This window comes from Solimonas soli DSM 21787, assembly GCF_000474945.1.
Classification (GTDB): domain Bacteria; phylum Pseudomonadota; class Gammaproteobacteria; order Nevskiales; family Nevskiaceae; genus Solimonas; species Solimonas soli.
In genome coordinates this window covers 148,870-166,387 of sequence record NZ_AXDW01000004.1, presented here as the reverse complement: position 1 = coordinate 166,387, position 17,518 = coordinate 148,870, and the positions used below count along the sequence as shown (strand labels likewise).

Genomic DNA, 17,518 nt, shown 5'->3' with positions numbered 1-17,518 from the left:
CCTGCGCCGGCACGGAAGCTGCTTGACGGAACGTGCGGACTGCAAAGTCGCAGCCGCTCCCCGAAACGGCAAGCGCCAGGCCAATGGCGCGACGCCGCTTCAAGAACCGAGAGCTTTTCGTTTTGCGCTTCAGACTCTTTTATTGCATGGCCGGCACGGCCATCGGCCTGCTCGGCCCGAGCGGCAAGGTCGCCATGGCGGCGACCGACACGGATCTGGTCGCATCCTGTCGCGGCGTGCTCGCCGCGACCGAACCGGCCACGCGCCGCGTCTGGCTGGAGCGCGATCTGTTCGCCTACGAGCTGCGCGCCGCGCTCGGCGGTTCGAGCGACGAGATGCGCATCTACCGCGCCAATCTGCGCGAAACCTGCGCGCGCGTCGACTACAACAACCATCTGCTCAGGGTGCGCAGCCAGCAGGCGCGCGCGGTCTGGCCACCCGCTTCCTGAGCCGCGCCGTCAGCCCTTGCGCTTGACGGCGAACGGCGAGAAGGCCTGGCACTCCGGCATCAGCGAGATGGTGTTGACATTGACGTGCGGCGGCCGCGAGGCGATCCAGTAGACGGTTTCGGCGATGTCGTCGGCGGTCATCGGCGTGGTGCCGGCGTAGATCGCCGCGGCCTTCTCGGCGTCGCCGCTGTAGCGCACCAGCGAGAACTCGGTTTCCGCCATGCCCGGCTCGACGTTGCTGACGCGCACGCCGCGGCCGACGAAATCGGCGCGCAGATTCAGCGAGAACTGGCGCACGAAGGCCTTGGTGCCGCCGTAGACGTTGCCGCCGGGATACGGCCATTCGCCGGCCACCGAACCGATGTTGATCACGTGGCCGCGGCCGCGCTCGACCATGCCGGGCGTCACCGCGCGCGTCACGTAGACCAGGCCCTTGATGTTGGTGTCGATCATCTGCTCCCAGTCCGACAGCTCGGCCTCGTGCGCCGGCTTGAGGCCGAGCGCGAGGCCGGCGTTGTTGACCAGCACGTCGATCGCCGCGAACTCGGCCGGCAGCTCCGCGATCGCCGCTTCGACGGCCGGCGGGTCGCGCACGTCGAGCACGACCGTGTGCAGGCGCCCACCTCCGGACAGGCCGGAGACCTCGGCGGCCAGTGCCTGCAGGCGCTCGGCGCGACGGCCGGCGGCGATCACGCGATGGCCCTCGGCGATGAAGCGGCGCGCGATGGCGGCACCGAAACCGGAGGTAGCGCCGGTCACGAGAATGTTCGATGGGGACTTCATGACGGAGGCAGATCCTGAAACGGCGCCCGCGGTCCCGGCTGGCTGGCCGGCCAGTCCGCGCGGCAAAGGCATGAGCTAGCATTTTGCCATCGTCGCGCGGCCGGCACGATGGATGCTTGCACGGACGATGAGGATTTGCGGATATTGCCGGGAACCGTGGAGACGTCATGAAGCGCGTGGTATTCAACCAGAAAGGTGGCGTCGGCAAGACGACGATCGTCTGCAACCTGGCCGCGATCGCGGCCGCCAACGGCTTGCGCACGCTGGTCGTCGATCTCGACACGCAGGGCAATGCCACGCAGTACCTGCTCGGCGAGCGCGCGGCGCGCGTCGACCGCACGATCGCCGACTTCTTCGAATCGACCCTGTCGTTCTCGCTGGCACCGCCGCCGTTCGTCACCTACGTGACGAATTCGCCGTTCGAGAATCTCGACGTGGTGGCGGCCGATCCGCGCCTCGAGGAGCTGTCGATCAAGCTCGAGTCCAAGCAGAAGATTTACAAGCTGCGCGACGCCCTGCGCCGCCTGAAGGGCTACGACGCGGTGTTCATCGACACGCCGCCGGCCCTGAACTTCTACGCGCGCTCGGCCCTGATCGCCGCCGACAGCGTGCTGATTCCGTTCGACTGCGACGAATTCGCGCGCCAGGCGCTGTACACCTTGCTCGCCAACATCGAGGAGCTGCGCGCCGACCACAACGACGAGCTGCGCATCGAAGGCATCGTCGCCAATCAGTTCTCGGCGCGCTCGAAGCTGCCGACGCGGCTGATCGACGAGCTGCGCGCCGAGGGCAAGCCGGTGCTCGAACAGACGCTGTCGAGCTCGGTGCGCGTCAAGGAATCGCACGAGCAGCACAAGCCGATGATCTACCTTGACCGCAGCCACCGCGTCACTCAGGAATACATGGCGCTGTACGAAGCGCTGCACGCCGGCTGAGGGTTTTTCAGAAGAAGCGTTTGACCACAGATTTCACGGATGGCACGGAAAAGGCAAGAGCTTCTTCTTCAATCTGTGAAGTCCGTGCTTCCGCTTTTCTTTTTTCTTACGTCGTCAGGTCGTCGAAGAAGCGCTTCGCCTTGCCGAGCCAGCTCGATGCCTCGGGATGATGCTTGTTGCCTTCCTTGTCGAGCGTCTCGCCGAACTGGCGCAGCAGTTCCTTCTGCTGCTTGGTCAACCGCACCGGCGTCTCCACGAACACCGTGCAGTAGAGGTCGCCCGGCCCCGAGGTGCGCACCGAACGCACGCCGCGCCCGCGCAGGCGGAACTGCTTGCCGCTCTGCGAGCCCTCCGGCACGTCGACTTCGATCTTGCCTTCCAGCGTCGGCACTTCGATCGTGCCGCCGAGCGCGGCGGTGACGACCGAGATCGGCACCGAACAGTGCAGATCGTTGCCGTCGCGCTCGAAGATCTCGTGCGGCTTGACGTTGATCTGCACGTAGAGATCGCCGTTCGGCGCGCCGGCGTCGCCGGGCTCGCCTTCGCCGGACAGGCGGATGCGATCGCCGATATCGACACCGGCCGGAATCTTCACCTCGAGCGTCTTCTCGCGACGCAGCTTGCCGGCGCCGCGGCAGCTCTTGCACGGATCGCTGACGGCGGTGCCGAGGCCGCGGCAGTTCGGACAGGTCTGCTGCAGCACGAAGAAGCCCTGCTGCACGCGCACCTGGCCGGTGCCGCGGCAGGTGGAACAGGTCGGGGGCTTCCTGCCGTCGGCGGTGCCGTGGCCATGACAGGTTTCGCATTCCTGCCAGCTCGGAATGCGAATGCTCTCGGTGGCGCCGAACACGGCCTGCTCGAGCGTCAGCTCCATCATGTAGCGCAGGTCGGCGCCGCGCCGCGGACCGCCGCGCCCGCCGCCGCCACCGCCGAAGATGTCGGCGAACACGTCGCCGAAGATGTCGGCGAAACCGCCTGCGCCACCGAAGCCGGCGCCACCGGCGCCGCGGCTCAGGCCTTCGTGGCCGTACTGGTCGTAGATGGCGCGCTTCTTGTCGTCGCTGAGAACCTCATAGGCCTCGCTGACTTCCTTGAAGTGCTCCTCGGCGGCCTTGTCGCCCGGATTGCGGTCCGGGTGATACTTCATCGCCAGCTTGCGATAGGCCTTCTTCAGTCCATCTTCGTCGACGGTCTTTTCGACCATCAGCACTTCGTAATAGTCACGCTTGCTCACAGGCGTTCACTCACTGGCGCTCGTCAATCCTTCAGTTTCGACTCGATCCGCCGATCGGGGACCAGCCACATCAATGCCACGGCGACATAGATCAGGTCGGCCAGCCAGCGCTGCCAGAACGACAGCGCGATCGCCGACAGGTAGAGCAGCGGCGAGATCTTGCCCTTGAGATCGCGGCCGAGGGCTTCCTTCAGGCGCGACCGCGAGCCATCGTGCCGGACGATGGCGAACTGCAGCATGAAGTACGACACCGCCGCTGCCAACAGCACGGCACCGTACAGCGCCGTCGGCAGGCTGTCGAAATGGTTCTCGCCCATCCAGGCGGTGGTGAACGGGAACAGCGACAGCCAGAACAGGAAATGCAGGTTCGCCCACATCACGCCGCCGCCGACCGAGCCGACCGCGTGCAGCAGATGGTGATGGTTGTTCCAGTAGATGCCGACGTAGATGAAGCTCAGCACGTAGCTGAGAAACGTCGGCCACAGTTCGCCGAGCGCCGCGAACGTCGGTTCGTGCGGCACTTTCAGTTCGAGGACCATGATCGTGATGATGATCGCGATCACGCCGTCGCTGAATGCCTCCAGCCTGCCCTTGCCCACTTCGTCATGCCCCCATAACGACGAGCGCCCGGGATTGCCGGGCGCTCTCGGTGAAACGCGTGCCGCTTACTTCTTGTCCTTCACTTCGGTGAACTCGGCGTCGACCACGTCGCCGTCCGCCTGCGCAGCGCCGGTGCCGCCCGTTGCCGCACCGGCGCCGCCGGCGGCCGCGCCCTGCTCCGCGTAGACGCGCTCCATGAGCTTGGCCGAGGCCTGCGCCAGCGCTTCGGTCTTGGCCGTGATGGCGTCCTTGTCGTCGCCCTTGGCGGCTTCGCGCGCCGCGGCGACCGCGTCCTCGATCGACTTCTTCTCGCCGGCCTCGACCTTGTCGCCGAGATCCTTCAGCGACTTCTCGACGGCGTGGATCATCTGGTCGGCCTGGTTGCGCGCCGTGATCAGCTCGTTGAACTTCTTGTCTTCCTCGGCGTGCGCCTCGGCGTCCTTCACCATCTTCTGGATCTCGTCTTCCGACAGACCCGAGTTGGCGGTGATGCGGATGCTCTGTTCCTTGCCGGTCGCCTTGTCCTTCGCGGTGACGTGCAGGATGCCATTGGCGTCGATGTCGAAGATCACCTCGACCTGCGGCACGCCGCGCGGCGCCGGCGCGATGCCGGTGAGGTCGAAGCGGCCGAGCGACTTGTTCGCCGAGGCGATCTCGCGCTCGCCCTGGTAGACCTGGATGGTCACCGCCGTCTGGTTGTCGTCGGCCGTGGTGAAGGTCTCCGACTTCTTGGTCGGGATCGTCGTGTTCTTCTCGATCAGCTTGGTCATCTTGCCGCCCAGCGTCTCGATGCCCAGCGACAGCGGCGTCACGTCGAGCAGCAGCACGTCCTTGCGGTCGCCCGAGAGCACCGCGCCCTGCACGGCCGCGCCGACGGCGACAGCCTCGTCCGGGTTGACGTCCTTGCGCGGCTCCTTGCCGAAGAAGTTCTTGACCGCCTCCTGGACCTTCGGCATGCGCGTCTGGCCGCCGACGAGGATGACCTCGTCGATCTCGCTGGCCTTGAGGCCGGCATCCTTCAGCGCGATCTTGCACGGCTCCATCGACTTGGCGATGAGGTCGTCGACCAGCGCTTCCAGCTTGGCGCGCGTCAGCTTCATGTTGAGGTGCTTCGGGCCCGAGGCGTCGGCCGTGATGTACGGCAGGTTGATGTCGGTCTGCGTCGAGCTCGACAGCTCGATCTTGGCCTTCTCGGCCGCTTCCTTCAGGCGCTGCAGCGCCAGCGGGTCCTTGTGCAGGTCGATGCCCTGCTCTTTCTGGAACTCCGAGGCGATGTACTCGATCACGCGCTGGTCGAAATCCTCGCCGCCGAGGAAGGTGTCGCCGTTGGTGGCCAGCACCTCGAACTGCTTCTCGCCGTCGACGTCGGCGATCTCGATGATGGAGATGTCGAAGGTGCCGCCGCCGAGGTCGTAGACGGCGATCTTCTGGTCCTTCTTGCCGCCCTTGTCGAGGCCGAAGGCCAGCGCCGCCGCGGTCGGCTCGTTGATGATGCGCTTGACGTCGAGGCCGGCGATGCGGCCGGCGTCCTTGGTCGCCTGGCGCTGCGAATCGTTGAAGTAGGCCGGGACCGTGATGACCGCCTCCGTGACCTTCTCGCCGAGATAGTCCTCGGCGGTCTTCTTCATCTTCAGCAGCACTTCGGCCGAGACCTGCTGCGGCGCGAGCTTCTTGCCCTTGACCTCGACCCAGGCGTCGCCGTTGTCGGCCTTGACGATCTTGAACGGCGAATGCTTGATCGCCTTCTGTACCTCGGCATCCTCGTAGCGGCGGCCGATCAGGCGCTTGACCGCGAACAGGGTGTTGAGGTGATTGGTCACCGCCTGGCGCTTCGCCGAACGGCCGACCAGGGTCTGGCCGTCATCGGTGTACGCGACGATGGACGGCGTGGTGCGCTCGCCCTCGCTGTTCTCGATGACTTTGACGTTGCCGCCTTCGAGGATGGCGACGCAGCTGTTGGTCGTGCCGAGGTCGATGCCGATGATCTTTGCCATGTCTGTGTCTTCCGAAAGGATTCAGTCCTGACCGTTAACTAGTGCCGCCAGGAAGGGTTTCAAGAGGTTTTGTGCAGTCCGCGCGGAGAATCGGGCAAGCCGGCGCTTCAGGCGTCGGGCGCTCGCGCCACGACGACCATCGCCGGCCGCAGCAGGCGTTCGTGCAGGCTGTAGCCCTTCTGCATCACGCTCAGCACATGGTTGGCCGGCACGTCGGCGCTCGGCACCATGGTCATCGCCTGGTGGAAATCGGGATTGAAGGGCTGTCCGGCCGGATCGATCTGCCGCACGCCGTTCTTCTCCAGCACGCTCATCAGCTGGCGGTAGGTCAGCTCCATGCCGTCGGCCATCGCCTTGATCGCGCCATCGGCACCCTCGGCGGCCTTCAGGCCCAGCTCCAGGCTGTCGGCGACGGCCAGCAGTTGGCCGAGCAGCTTCTCGGCGGCGTACTTCAGGTTGTTGGAAGCGTCGCGCTCGAGGCGGCGGCGCGTGTTCTCGATGTCGGCGGCGGCGCGCAGCTGCGCGTCCTTGGCGGCGGCGGCGCGCGCTTCCGCGTCGGCGAGCTGGGCGCGCAGGGTCGCGAGTTCGTCGCCGGCGGCGGTTTCGGGCGACGCGGCCGGGGCGGCCTGTTCGGTCGTGTCCGTCATAAGAGCAAATCGGTCTTTTGATCCAGCGAAGGAAGGGGCCCCGCGGCCGGCCGGCCGCGAGGGGCGCCATGATAGCCAGCGGATCGCCGTGGCGAAACCGCGAGGCTTCCGCTTACTGGAGGCTCAGGCCTCGCCGTTCAAGCCCGCGCCGAGCAGGCGCGCGGTTTCGCGGACGATGGGGATGATGCGGTGATAGGCCATGCGCGTCGGGCCGATGACGCCGAGGATGCCGGCGACCTTGCCCTCGACGTAGTACGGCGCGGTGACGACGCTGCACTCGTCGAGCACGCGGTAGCCCGATTCGTCGCCGATGAACAGCTGCACGCGGTCGGCGCTCAGGCACTGGTCGAACAGGTTCAGCAGGTCGCGCTTGGTGTCGAGCGCCTCGAACAGGCCGCGCAGGCGCTGCACGTCGGCCAGTTCCTGGAAGCCCATCAGGTTCGGCCGCCCGGCGACCACGTAGTCGCCGCCGCTCTGCGGACGCAGTGCCTGCTCGGCCATGGCCGCCGCCTCGCGCAGCAGCTGGTTGACGTGCGCCTGCGCTTCCGCCGCTTCCTGCATCAGCGCCTGGCGCAGGCTGACCAGGTCACGGCCGGCGAAGTGCTCGTTGAGGACGTTGGCGTAGCGTTCGAGCTCGTCGGCGCCGTAGGGCCGATCGGTATTGACGATGCGGTTCTGCACCTCGTGCTGGTTGACGACGAGGATCGCCAGCACGCGGTTGCCGGACAGCGGCAGGAACTCGATGCGGCGCAGGACCGTGAGATTGCGCTGCGGCACGGTGACGACGCCGGCCATCCTCGACATCTGCGACAGCAGATTCGACGCCGCCTGCACGAGGTCGGCCGGCGAACGGTCGCCCGGCAGCAGCTCCTCGGCGATCAGGTCCTGCTCGTTCGCCGACAGCGGCTCCGGCGACAGCAGGGCGTCGACGAAATAGCGATAGCCGCGCGTGGTCGGCACGCGGCCGGCCGAGGTGTGCGGGGAGGCGACGAAGCCGAGATCGTCGAGATCGGCCATGACGTTGCGGATGGTTGCCGACGACAGGCCCGGATTGAACATGCGCGACAGCGTGCGCGAGCCGACTGGCTGGCCGTCGTGGATGTAGCGCTCGACGAGCAGCTTCAGCAGTTCGGCGGCGCGCGGGTCTAGGGCTTGCGACATACTGCAAAAGTGCAGGTTTTCCGGCGCCTTTTCAATAGGCTGAGACACGAGGCGCGACGGCGCGCCACGTCATTCGTGATAACTTTCCGCGAAGTGCTCGGGGACTTTCGCGGGATGCATCACTTCAAGATCGTCGGTGTGGTCGGCAAGCGGCGCGATCCGCAGGCCGACGGCACGCTGCTGCAACTGCTCGACGTGCTGCGTGCCCTCGGCCGGCAGATCTACGTCGAGGACGCCAGCCTGCACGGTCACGAGCTGCCGGCCGGCATCGAGCGTCTGGCGCGCAAGGACATGGGCCGCTGCGATCTGGTCATCGTCGTCGGCGGCGACGGCACCCTGCTGTCGGCGGCGCGCGATCTGGCGCCGGCCGGCGTCGCCCTGCTCGGCATCAACCAGGGCCGTCTCGGCTTCATGGTCGACGTGCCGCCGGCGGAGATGCGCGAGGCACTCGCCGCGGTGTTCGCCGGCGAGTATGTGCGCGAGCAGCGCCTGCTGCTGTCGACCCGCCTGCTGCGCGACAGGCGGCCGCCGCCGCCGCCGCGCCTGGCGGTCAACGACGTCGTGATCCGCAACCAGGCGGCGATCCGCATGCTGGAGTTCGAGACCTGGCTCGACGGCGAGTTCATCTCGCAGCACCGCGCCGACGGCTTCATCGTCGCCACGCCGACCGGCTCGACCGCCTATGCCCTGTCCGGCGGCGGGCCGGTCGTGCATCCGGGCCTCGATGCGCTGACGCTCGTGCCGATCTGCCCGCACACCCTGTCCGACCGCCCGATCGTCGTATCGAGCCGGCAGACGGTGCGCATCACCCTGCGCGGCGCGCCGAACACGGTGGCCATGTACACCTGCGACGGCCAGACCGCCGAGACCCTGCACGCCGGCGAATCCTTCGAGGTGCGCGAGGCGGACTTCCGCCTGAACCTCGTGCATCCCCGGCAGTACTCGTACTTCAACATCCTGCGCAGCAAGCTGCACTGGGGTCGCGGGCCGGCCCTGAACGCGCAGCCTGACGCCGGCAGTGACATTAAATAAGCACGCCAAGATGCTGAAATCATTGTCCATACGAAACCTCGCGATCATCGACGCAGTGGATCTCGAGTTCACCACGGGCTTTACCGTGCTGACCGGCGAGACCGGCGCCGGCAAGTCGATCCTGATCGACGCCATCGGTCTCGCCATCGGCCTGCGCGCCGACGCGGCACTGGTCCGCGCCGGCCAGGACAAGGCCGAGATCGGCGCCAGCTTCGAGCTGGACGCGCGCGATCCGACGCGCCGCTGGCTCGCCGAGCACGAGCTCGCCGATGCCGACGACCCCGCCCTGCTGGTCATCCGTCGCGTCGTTTACGCCGAGGGCCGCACGCGCGCCTTCGTCAACGGCGCGCCGGTCAACGCCGGCCAGCTGCGCGAGCTGGGCGAACAGCTGATCGAGATCTTCGGCCAGTCGGAGAGCCAGACCCTGCTGCGCGCCGAGGTGCAGCGCGAAGCGCTCGACGGTTACGGCTGCGGCGAGGCGACACTGGCGGCGGTCGCCGCCGCCGCGCAGGCGCATGGCGACGCCGAGCGCGCGCTCGAACGCCTGCGCGGCGCCGGCAGCCGCGATCAGACGCAGATCGATTTCCTGCGTTTCCAGATCGGCGAGCTCGAAGCCCTCGCCCTCGGCGACGGCGAACTCGAAGAGCTCGAAGCCGAGCACCGCCAGCTGGCGCACGCCGGCCGCCTGCTGAGTGAAGGCGAACAGGTGCAGGAGCTGCTGTACGGCGGCGAGAACAGCATCTACGACCAGCTCGGCGGCGCCCAGGCCCTGCTCGCCGGCCTGGTGCCGCTGCACGACGGCTTCCGCGCCGCGCTGGAGGCGACCGAAGGAGCGCTGGCGCAGGTGCGCGACGCCGCCGACGGCGCGCGCCGCGTGCTCGACAAGCTCGATCTCGACCCCGAGCGGCTCGCCGAAGTCGAGCGACGGCTCGGCGCGATCCACGATCTGGCGCGCAAGCATCGCCTCAAGGCGGCCGAACTGCCGGCGCATCTGCAAAGCCTGCGCGCGCAGTTCGACGAATCGGCGAACGCCGCCGGCCGCCTCGCCGAACTCGAACGCCTGCGCGACGCGGCGCTGCAGCGCTACCTGGAAGCCGCCGGCAAGCTGAGCGCCGAACGCCGGCGCGCCGCATCGAGGTTCGGCTCCGCGGTGACGGCCATCGTGCGCACGCTCGGCATGCCGAACGCGCAGTTCGTGGTCGCCGTCGAGCCGGCCGCCGACGCGCCGGTACGGGCGCAGGGCGTCGATGCGGTGCGCTTCGATTTCTCGGCCAATCCCGGCCAGCCGCCGCGCGCCCTGGCCAAGGTGGCGTCCGGCGGCGAGTTGTCACGCGTGTCGCTGGCGATCCAAGTCGCCGCGCTCGCCCGGCACGGCACTGCGACCATGATTTTCGACGAGGTCGACGCCGGCATCAGCGGCGGCGTCGCCGAGATCGTCGGGCAGCAGTTGCGCGCGCTCGGAGCGCAGCGGCAGGTGATGAGCGTCACGCACCTCGCCCAGGTCGCCGCGCAGGGCCACGCGCATTTCGCGATCCGCAAGGAAATCCACAAGCAGCAGACCTACACGCGGGTGACGGCGCTGCCGGCCAGCGCACGCGTCGAGGAGCTGGCGCGCATGCAGGGCGGCGTGGAGATTTCCGCCGCGGCGCTCGAGCACGCGCGCGATCTGCTGCGGCGCGCCGGCCAGACGGGCTGAGGCGACGCTAGGGTTTTTTCGCTTCGGCCGGCTCGCCGCTGACCGCCTGCTTCACATCCTGCGCGCCTTCGTGCACGGCGTGGCCGGTGGCCTTGGCCGCGTCGCGCGTGGCGTGGCCCGTCGCCTTGGCGGCATCGCGCGTCGCATGGCCCGCCTTCCTGGCGACATTGCGGCTGGCGTGGCCGACCGCCTTGGCGCCGTCGCGCGCCGCGTGGCCGGTCGCCTTGGCGGCATCGCGCGTCGCATGACCGACGTCCTTGGCCGCCTCCTTGGCGCCATGGCCGACATCGCGGGCCGCGTCACGCAATTCCTGGCCGACGCCCTCGCCCTTGCCTTGTTCCTGCGCGTGCAGCGGCGGCGCCATCAGCAGGCCCAGCACGGAAACCACCCATAGTCCACGCATGACAGGCTCCTTGTAGCCAACCGCTCAGTTCTTGCCGGTCTTGTTCTTCGGCCGGACGTACAGCACGAGACTGTGTTCCTCGACGATGAAGCCGTGCCGCTCGGCGATCTGCTGCTGCAGCTTCTCGATTTCCTCGCTGACGAACTCGATCACCTCGCCGGTGTCGAGCCGCACCATGTGATCGTGGTGCGGGCCGCGTTCGAGCTCGAACACGGCATGGCCGCCCTCGAAGTTGTGGCGACGCACGAGGCCGGCCGCCTCGAACTGCGTCAGCACGCGATAGACCGTGGCGAGGCCGACGTCCTCGTTGAGATCGATCAGGCGGCGGTAGATGTCTTCGGCCGAAAGATGACGCGCATCGCTGTTCTCGAGCATCTCGAGAATCTTCAGGCGCGGCAGGGTGACTTTCAGGCCGACGTTGCGGAGATCTGCGGATTCCATGGGCTCTGGCGCTGTGCGGCGGGGATTCCGCTATTATCCCCGCTCTACCTTTTGCAGCAAGCCCAGCGACCCCCGATGCGCGTCCTTCTCGTCGTTTCCGCAGCCCTCGCGCTGTCGGCCTGTTCGATCATCTACAAGCTGCCGACCCGCCAGGGCAACGTCATCGAACAGAAGCAGGTCGACCAGCTGAAGCTCGGCATGACGCACGAGCAGGTGCATTACCTGATGGGCACGCCGATCGCGGCCAGCGCCTTCCAGCCGAACCGCTGGGACTACGTCGGCTACTACAAGTCGCCGCGCGGCGATGTCACGCAGCGCGTCGTCAGCCTCTACTTCGAAGGCGATGTCCTGGCGCGCATGGAAGGCGCCGAGCCGGCGACCGGCCAGAAGGCGATCGATTCGCCCGACGTCGGCACCATTCTCAAGCAAGAGAAAAAGAACGCGAACGAGGATTCGCGCGCGGCCAGCGATCGCCAGAGCGGCGTGGTCGTCACGCCGCCGGGTTCGCAGCCTTAAGGCTTGGGCGCTCGGCCGCCGCGCGACTCGCGCACGCGCGCGCGGCGCGCTTCCTTCGGATCGGCGCGCAGCGTGCGGTAGATCTCCACGCGGTCGCCGTCGTCGAGCCGTTGCGCCAGTTCGGCCACGCGGCCGAACACACCGACCGCGTCGCGGTGCGGATCGATCTGCGGAAATTCGCCAGGCAGACCGGACGCGGCGATCGCGTCGGCCACCGTCGCGCCGGGCGCGAGGCGCAGGACTTTCACGACCTGGCGCTCCGGCAGCGCGTAGACGACTTCGATCCGCAGCTCAGGCACGGCCGTACAGGGATTCGGCGCGCAGGCGGAAGGCGTCCATCACCGAGCCGACCGCGCGGTCGATCCACGGCCCCAGCGTCGCTTCCATGAGACGGTTGCCGAAATCGAGGTCGAGCTGCAGCGAAACCTTGCAGGCCGTCTCGCCGAGCGGCTCGAACTGCCAGTGTCCTTGCAGCAGGCGGAACGGGCCGTCGAGCAGGCGCATGCGGATGCGGTTGCCGTCGTCGAGCAGATTCTCCGTGGCGAAGCTGTCGCTGAGTCCCTTGACGCGGAAGCCGAGCCGCGCCCGCACCTGGGCGCCTTCGGTGTGCTCGACCGCCGCCGACACGCAGCCCGGCACGAAGTGCGGATACGACTCGATGTCGCCGACCAGCCGGTAAATGTCCTGCGCGCGGTATTTGAGCAGACTCGAACGTTGCAAGGACCGCAACTCACTTCTCCCACAGCGATGCCAGCCAGTCGAGCAGACCGGTCGAATAGACGAGGACGGCGATGAGACCGAGGCGTGCCGGATAGCGCAGCGTGCCGAACCAGACCGGATACAGCCACGATCGTGATTCCCCCCACAGCGTGCGCGCCAGATCGCGCGGCATGATGCTGACGACGAACACGCAAATCAACAGGCCGCCGAGCGGCGCGAACCAGCTCGAGGTCAGCCACTGCACCCACTCGAAGAAGTTGCGATCCAGCAGCCGCAGATCCTGCAGCACGCTGAACGACAGCAGGGTGCCGAGGCCGATGAACCAGATCAGCAGCGCCGCGCAGGTCGCCGCGAACACGCGCGTCCAGCGCTGGCGGTCCATGAAATAGCGGCTCAGCGGCTCGAGCATGGTGGTCGCCGAGGTCATCGTCACAATGAAGGTCATCAGATACAGGCCGGCGGCGAACAGCGAGCCGCCGAGATCGGCGCTGATGGCGCGCGGCAGGGTCTGGAACATCAGGGTGATGCCCGAGGTCGGCTCCAGTCCGGCGCCGAGCACGATGGCGAGGACGGACAGGCCGACCAGCAGGCTGAACACGGTATCGATGAGGATCAGCGTCAGCGCCACGCGGCGCAGCGGCGCGTCGACCGGCAGATAGCTGCCGACGCCCATCATCACGCCCATGCCGAGCCCGAGCGTGAAGAAGGCGTGGTGCAGCGCCTCCATCACGCCGCGCCAGCCGAGCTTCTCGGGATGCGGAGCGAAGACCCGTTCCAGCGCCGCGTTGGCATCGCCGTGGCTGAAGGCGTACCAGCACATCGCCAGGACCAGGACCAGCACGAACGGCACGAGGCCGCGCGAGGCGCGCTCGACGCCTTCGCGAAAGCCGTGCGAGACGACGATGCAGGCCGCGAGAATGAACAGCGTGTGCCAGGACAGGCTGCGCTCCGGATCCTGCGCGAGATCGAGAAAGATCTCGCTGGCGCCGTCGGCCGTCAGCTGGCCGAACAGGCCGCTGCCGGCGCGAAAGGCGTAGGCCAGACTCCAGCCGGCGATGACGCTGTAGTACGAGAGAATGAGGCCGGCGGTCAGCAGCGCGAGGCCGCCGATCACGACCCAGGCGCGTTTCGCCCTCGCCGTTTCCACGAGCCGCCCGAAGCCGGCAACGAGGTCGTCGCGCATCCAGCGGCCGAGCATCCATTCGGCGAGCAGCAGCGGCAGGCCGACCAGCAGGAGGCCGAGCAGATAGACCGCGAGGAACAGCACGCCGCCGTATTCGGCCATCAGGCCCGGCAGACGCACGGCATTGCCGACGCCGAGCACGGCGCCGACCGCCACCCACAGGAAGGCGCGGTGCGAACTCCAGTACCCATAGCTGCTTTCGCGGATGTTCATCGGATTAGTCTAGCCTGTGGGCGGCTCTATATAATTGATGCATGAGCAAAAAAGAAACGGCCGCGCCGGAGCGCACGATCGCCGTCAACCGCCGCGCCCGCTTCGAGTACTTCATCGAAGAGCGCTACGAGGCCGGCCTCGTCCTCAAGGGCTGGGAGGTCAAGAGCCTGCGCGCCGGCCGCGCGCAGATCGCCGAAGCCTACGTGACGCTGAAGAACGGCGAAGCCTGGCTCATCGGCGCGCATTTCACGCCGCTGAAGCAGACGTCCACCCACGAGATCGCCGACGCTACCCGCACCCGCAAACTGCTGCTGCACCAGCGCGAGCTGGCGACGCTGATCGGCAAGGTCGAGCGTGCCGGCTACACCCTGATTCCGCTCGATCTGCACTGGGAAAAAGGCCGCGCCAAGCTCGAGGTGGGCCTCGCCAAGGGCAAGAAGGAGCACGACAAGCGGGCCGACATCAAGGAGCGGGACTGGCAGCGCGAGAAAGGCCGCGTCATGCGCCATTCGGCCTGAGGCGCCGGCTCGGGTCCATCCCGCCAGTCCCGTTCGCCGTCTCGCCGGCGCTGCTGCGCGGCGCGGGCGGCTCGCGTCGATACTGGCAGCGCGAGAAAGGCCGCGTCATGCGCCATTCGGCCTGAGGCGCCGGATCGGGTCCATCCCGCCAGTCCGTTCGCCGGTCTCGCCGGCGCTGCTACGCGGCGCGGGCGGCTCGCGTCGATACTGGCAGCGCGAAAAAGGCCGCGTCATGCGCCATGCGGCCTGAGGCGCCAGGTTTCGCGTCCGTCAGGCCCCTGTGCAGCCTCGCCGCTCTTGAATCGGCATGTCGCGCCATCATCTTGCTACACTAAGGACGCACACGGGGCTGACCGGTTTCGACGCTGGTAACGGAATCCGAAGTGCATGCCGAGGTGTCATGTCCTCGTAAAACCTGTGACAACCAAGCTAGTTGCGAACGACTCCAACTACGCCCTCGCCGCCTAAATCCCGGTGAGCGGTTGCCCTTCTGGTTCCGATACCGGTTGGTGCGACCGTCGACTCTTATCGGATCGCAGTGACGTCCGCCCTTGGCCGATCTGCTAAATCTCTAAGGGGATAAGCGTTGGCGTTCCGTGCCCGTCCGGCAGCCAGCGACGAAAACCAAAGATCGGGCTAAGCATGTAGATCTGAGGGCTACGATCTGGCGGACGCGGGTTCAATTCCCGCCAGCTCCACCAACAAAAACGACCACCTTCGCGGTGGTCTTTTTGTTTCTAGGCCTGCGGCAGGGTCGGCGTCGGCGAACTCGCCGGCGCGTCGCTGCGCGGGCCCGGCGGCGGCGCGCCCGGCGGCGTTTCGCCGCGCATCAGCTCGGCCCGTGTATGCGGCAGATACAGCGGGTACTCGCGGGCGATGAAGGAGATCAGCGCTTCGCGCACGCGGCAGCGCAGATCGAAGTTGCGCCCGGAATCGGCCGACGACAGCAGCACGCGCAGCTGCATGGTCTGTTCGCTGGTGTCGGTGACCTGCGCGATGGCCACGCGCCGATCCCAGTCCTTGTCGCCTTCGACCAGTCGCTTCAGTTCGGCGCGGACCGCGTCGACCGGCAGGCGGTAGTCGACCCACAGCATGACCGTGCCGAGAATCTGCGAGGTCTGGCGAGTCCAGTTCTGGAAGGGCTTCTCGATGAAGTACTGCAGCGGCACGACCAGGCGCCGCTGGTCCCAGATCGCCACCACGACATAGGTGCCGGTGATTTCCTCGACGCGTCCCCACTCGCCTTCCAGCACCAGCACATCGTCGATGCGGATCGGCTGGGTGATGGCAAGCTGCAGGCCGGCCAGCAGATTGCCGAGCACGGGCCGCGCCGCCAGACCAATCGCCAGAGCGCCGATGCCGGCCGACGCGAGCAGGCTGGTGCCGATCTGGCGCACGCCGGGAATCGCCATCAGCGCCAGCGACAGCCCGACCAGCAGGATGATCACGTACAGCGTGCGCGTCAGCACGCGGGTGCGTGTGAGCAGCATGCGCGCGTGCAGATTGTCCGCCATGTTGTACGGGTTGAGCTCGACGACCGCGTCACCGCCGAGCGCGACGCCGCGCAGCGCGAGCCAGGTCAGCGAGGCGATCCACAGCACGACCGATACGCGGCGCACGACACCGATCAGCGGGATGTCGTCCGGCGCCGCCTGCCAGACCAGATTCAGCGCGGCGATCGCCACCACGATCGTCAGCGGCGCGTGCGTGCGACGCACGACCAGGCCCATCACCGTCGAATGGCTGGCCGCACGCAGCACCAGCCTGTGCACGAAGTGCATGCCGCCGAGCACGACGAGCAGGCTCAAGCAGGCGGCGATGCCGGTCCAGGCCCAGTCCGGGCCGAGGTTCTGCAAGGAGTCGATCAGTTCGCGCATGCGAAGGGTCCAGTTCAATCACCACATGCGCACTTGCCGTGCCCGTTACCCCGGCGCAGCGCAGCGCGCAAAAGAAAAACCCGCGCCGATGGGCGCGGGTGAGTGGTTGAGAAGAGTCCTTGGGAGTGACTCGACGCTCAGACTAGCGTTTCAATCCGAACCCAATATGAACGAAGCGCACACAAAGCCCGGCAAGGCCCGGCGCGGACCGACAGCGTTGTTCATTTCCTGCATGAAGATATTCATTCAAGTCATTCACTTGTGCTAGCCTCCTGACAATCGGCGGCACCGGGAAGCCGCCCAGCATCGACAGGATGTTGCTGCATGAAAGAGGGAGGGAAAAGGCTCGATGCGTGGCCATTCGTCGGCCGCAAAATGCCGCTGATCATTGCCGGACACGGCTCGTGGTGTCCGCTGCGCGTACGCTGGTTGGCATTGGTCCGGAGCATCGTTTCGCCGGCCTGCGCGGGGTCATTGAAAAACGCAAAACCATTCGTCGCGCCGGCCTCGGCCAGGGAGCGCAAGGTGAATGTCAGACGTGGCGCTGGATTTTCGCTGATCGAGCTAATGACGGTAGTCGCCGTCATGGGAATCTTGTTGTCGATCGCCGTGCCCGGCTACCGCTATGTGGTGACCTCTAACCGCCTGGCGACGGCCGCCAACGACATCGTCGCCGCGTTCAACACCGCCCGCATGGAAGCGATCCGGCGCAACAGCGCGACGCAGCTCTGCGGCAGCACCGGCAATGGCAGCGATACCTTGGGTACATCCTGTGGCTCCGCCACCGCGGCGGCCGTATACGTGGCCGAACCGAACGATGCCGATGGCAATGCCGTCAGTCCGAGTCAGACCTACAGCCCACCCGCCCTGCCCTCCGGCGTGCAGCTCGGCAGCGGCACGAACAGCATGGTGGCACTGCGCTTTGGCGGACAGGGGCTCGCGCATACGACGACGAGCAATGCGCCCTACACCGGTCTGCTGGCTGACGTGTATTCGATCAAGATCAGCAGCAACAATCACCGCTGCCTCTATGTCAGCACGGGCAGCGCCGTCAGTTCCTGTTCCCTCAGCACGAGCTGCCCCAATGCCGCACCGACCACATGTCAATAAGCCGGC

General features: G+C 67.2%; 19 protein-coding genes and 1 other RNA gene. 8 read left to right on the top strand and 12 right to left on the bottom strand.

Annotation, left to right across the window (positions count from 1 at the left end; translation table 11 throughout):
• The first annotated feature begins 146 nt into the window (after nucleotides 1-146).
• Nucleotides 147-449 carry a hypothetical protein gene (locus tag K344_RS0103430; RefSeq protein WP_028079501.1) on the top strand — a complete coding sequence of 101 codons (303 nt, stop codon included), beginning with the start codon at nucleotides 147-149 and terminating at the stop codon, nucleotides 447-449.
• A gap of 9 nt (nucleotides 450-458) precedes the next feature.
• Here K344_RS0103430 and K344_RS0103425 read toward each other — a convergent pair whose 3' ends face one another.
• Nucleotides 459-1,232 carry an SDR family oxidoreductase gene (locus K344_RS0103425; RefSeq protein WP_028079500.1) on the bottom strand — a complete coding sequence of 258 codons (774 nt, stop codon included), beginning with the start codon at nucleotides 1,230-1,232 and terminating at the stop codon, nucleotides 459-461.
• A 167-nt stretch (nucleotides 1,233-1,399) separates the two neighbouring features.
• Between K344_RS0103425 and K344_RS0103420 the strand changes: the two genes are divergently transcribed.
• Nucleotides 1,400-2,167: a ParA family protein gene (locus K344_RS0103420; protein WP_028079499.1), complete on the top strand. Its 768-nt coding sequence runs from the start codon at nucleotides 1,400-1,402 to the stop codon at nucleotides 2,165-2,167.
• Between the two features lie 106 nt (nucleotides 2,168-2,273).
• On the opposite strand, the gene dnaJ is transcribed toward K344_RS0103420, so the two are convergent.
• From dnaJ to hrcA, 5 genes are all read right to left on the bottom strand, one after another.
• The gene (gene dnaJ, locus K344_RS0103415; protein ID WP_028079498.1) at nucleotides 2,274-3,401 is read right to left on the bottom strand and encodes a molecular chaperone DnaJ; all 1,128 of its coding nucleotides are present in this window, start codon (nucleotides 3,399-3,401) and stop codon (nucleotides 2,274-2,276) included.
• Nucleotides 3,402-3,424: 23 nt separating this feature from the next.
• A complete protein-coding gene (locus tag K344_RS0103410; protein WP_028079497.1) occupies nucleotides 3,425-4,000 on the bottom strand; it encodes a TMEM175 family protein in 576 nt (191 codons plus the stop codon).
• A gap of 66 nt (nucleotides 4,001-4,066) precedes the next feature.
• The gene (gene dnaK / locus K344_RS0103405; RefSeq protein ID WP_028079496.1) at nucleotides 4,067-5,995 is read right to left on the bottom strand and encodes a molecular chaperone DnaK; all 1,929 of its coding nucleotides are present in this window, start codon (nucleotides 5,993-5,995) and stop codon (nucleotides 4,067-4,069) included.
• Between the two features lie 107 nt (nucleotides 5,996-6,102).
• Entirely contained in the window at nucleotides 6,103-6,642 is a 540-nt protein-coding gene (gene grpE, locus K344_RS0103400; RefSeq protein ID WP_028079495.1) for a nucleotide exchange factor GrpE, read from the bottom strand.
• 123 nt (nucleotides 6,643-6,765) lie between these two features.
• A complete protein-coding gene (hrcA, locus tag K344_RS0103395; RefSeq protein ID WP_028079494.1) occupies nucleotides 6,766-7,803 on the bottom strand; it encodes a heat-inducible transcriptional repressor HrcA in 1,038 nt (345 codons plus the stop codon).
• A gap of 114 nt (nucleotides 7,804-7,917) precedes the next feature.
• Here hrcA and K344_RS0103390 point away from each other — a divergent pair, with 114 nt between their 5' ends.
• Both K344_RS0103390 and recN read left to right on the top strand, forming a co-directional pair.
• Nucleotides 7,918-8,835, top strand: coding sequence for an NAD(+) kinase (locus K344_RS0103390; protein ID WP_028079493.1), 918 nt, complete (start codon nucleotides 7,918-7,920; stop codon nucleotides 8,833-8,835).
• Nucleotides 8,836-8,857: 22 nt separating this feature from the next.
• Nucleotides 8,858-10,531 (top strand): DNA repair protein RecN, encoded by a 1,674-nt coding sequence (gene recN, locus K344_RS0103385; RefSeq protein WP_245586093.1) that lies wholly within the window; start codon nucleotides 8,858-8,860, stop codon nucleotides 10,529-10,531.
• A 7-nt stretch (nucleotides 10,532-10,538) separates the two neighbouring features.
• Here the strand turns inward: recN and K344_RS19950 are convergent, their stop codons facing one another.
• The gene (locus K344_RS19950) at nucleotides 10,539-10,934 is read right to left on the bottom strand and encodes a dermokine domain-containing protein (RefSeq protein ID WP_157622734.1); all 396 of its coding nucleotides are present in this window, start codon (nucleotides 10,932-10,934) and stop codon (nucleotides 10,539-10,541) included.
• Nucleotides 10,935-10,958: 24 nt separating this feature from the next.
• Nucleotides 10,959-11,375 (bottom strand): ferric iron uptake transcriptional regulator, encoded by a 417-nt coding sequence (gene fur / locus K344_RS0103375; protein WP_028079491.1) that lies wholly within the window; start codon nucleotides 11,373-11,375, stop codon nucleotides 10,959-10,961.
• 75 nt (nucleotides 11,376-11,450) lie between these two features.
• Here fur and K344_RS0103370 point away from each other — a divergent pair, with 75 nt between their 5' ends.
• Nucleotides 11,451-11,891 carry an outer membrane protein assembly factor BamE gene (locus K344_RS0103370; RefSeq protein ID WP_028079490.1) on the top strand — a complete coding sequence of 147 codons (441 nt, stop codon included), beginning with the start codon at nucleotides 11,451-11,453 and terminating at the stop codon, nucleotides 11,889-11,891.
• On the opposite strand, the gene K344_RS0103365 is transcribed toward K344_RS0103370, so the two are convergent.
• From K344_RS0103365 to K344_RS0103355, 3 genes are read right to left on the bottom strand one after another with little or no spacing between them, the layout of a single operon-like run.
• Complete coding sequence (locus tag K344_RS0103365) at nucleotides 11,888-12,190, bottom strand: RnfH family protein (protein ID WP_028079489.1); 303 nt, start codon at nucleotides 12,188-12,190, stop codon at nucleotides 11,888-11,890. The genes K344_RS0103370 and K344_RS0103365 overlap by 4 nt on opposite strands.
• Nucleotides 12,183-12,611, bottom strand: a complete 429-nt coding sequence (locus tag K344_RS0103360; protein ID WP_245586092.1) for a type II toxin-antitoxin system RatA family toxin — start codon at nucleotides 12,609-12,611, stop codon at nucleotides 12,183-12,185. Before K344_RS0103360 ends, K344_RS0103365 begins: the two co-directional genes overlap by 8 nt.
• A 10-nt stretch (nucleotides 12,612-12,621) precedes the next feature.
• On the bottom strand, nucleotides 12,622-14,007 hold the full coding sequence (locus tag K344_RS0103355) for a sodium-dependent transporter (RefSeq protein ID WP_028079487.1): 1,386 nt from the start codon (nucleotides 14,005-14,007) through the stop codon (nucleotides 12,622-12,624).
• A 41-nt stretch (nucleotides 14,008-14,048) separates the two neighbouring features.
• Between K344_RS0103355 and smpB the strand changes: the two genes are divergently transcribed.
• Both smpB and ssrA read left to right on the top strand, forming a co-directional pair.
• Nucleotides 14,049-14,525: an SsrA-binding protein SmpB gene (gene smpB / locus K344_RS0103350; protein WP_028079486.1), complete on the top strand. Its 477-nt coding sequence runs from the start codon at nucleotides 14,049-14,051 to the stop codon at nucleotides 14,523-14,525.
• 345 nt (nucleotides 14,526-14,870) lie between these two features.
• Nucleotides 14,871-15,226: a transfer-messenger RNA gene (gene ssrA / locus K344_RS23300) on the top strand.
• A gap of 36 nt (nucleotides 15,227-15,262) precedes the next feature.
• Here the strand turns inward: ssrA and K344_RS0103345 are convergent.
• Complete coding sequence (locus K344_RS0103345) at nucleotides 15,263-16,402, bottom strand: mechanosensitive ion channel family protein (protein WP_043113676.1); 1,140 nt, start codon at nucleotides 16,400-16,402, stop codon at nucleotides 15,263-15,265.
• Between the two features lie 324 nt (nucleotides 16,403-16,726).
• Between K344_RS0103345 and K344_RS22755 the strand changes: the two genes are divergently transcribed.
• Nucleotides 16,727-17,512, top strand: a complete 786-nt coding sequence (locus K344_RS22755) for a GspH/FimT family pseudopilin (RefSeq protein ID WP_084196914.1) — start codon at nucleotides 16,727-16,729, stop codon at nucleotides 17,510-17,512.
• Nucleotides 17,513-17,518 lie beyond the last annotated feature (6 nt).